The organism is Pseudomonas sp. PME37.24/006 (genome assembly GCF_055556635.1).
The window spans coordinates 1-249 of record NZ_JBVHNL010000238.1 but is presented as its reverse complement, the minus strand read 5'-3'; the positions used below and the strand labels follow the sequence as shown (position 1 = coordinate 249).

The following is a 249-nucleotide window of genomic DNA, read 5'->3' as shown; positions in this document are numbered from 1 at the left end:
CAGGGGATGACGATGGAGAAGCGCGGCATCAGCAGCCTTTCGATTGCAGCGGCGGGTTAGCCGGCCGTCTTGATGTCGGCGACGTCGGTGACCGGTTCGAGCAGCACGTCGAGGCCCTGCGCGACCAGTCCGTTGACCAGCGGACAGACGAAGAACAGGTCGCGGTGCATCACCGCGTCGGCATGGGTCAGCGAGTGCGCCACTGCGCTCAGATAGCAGGCGGTATCGCGGAACAGATAGGTGCCTGCC

General features: G+C 65.1%; 1 protein-coding gene. It reads right to left on the bottom strand.

The features are described 5' to 3' along the window. Positions 1 to 56 precede the first annotated feature (56 nt). The coding region (locus ACZ3GY_RS24550; RefSeq protein WP_465912406.1) for a glycosyltransferase family protein at positions 57 to 249 on the bottom strand (193 nt) is incomplete at its 5' end.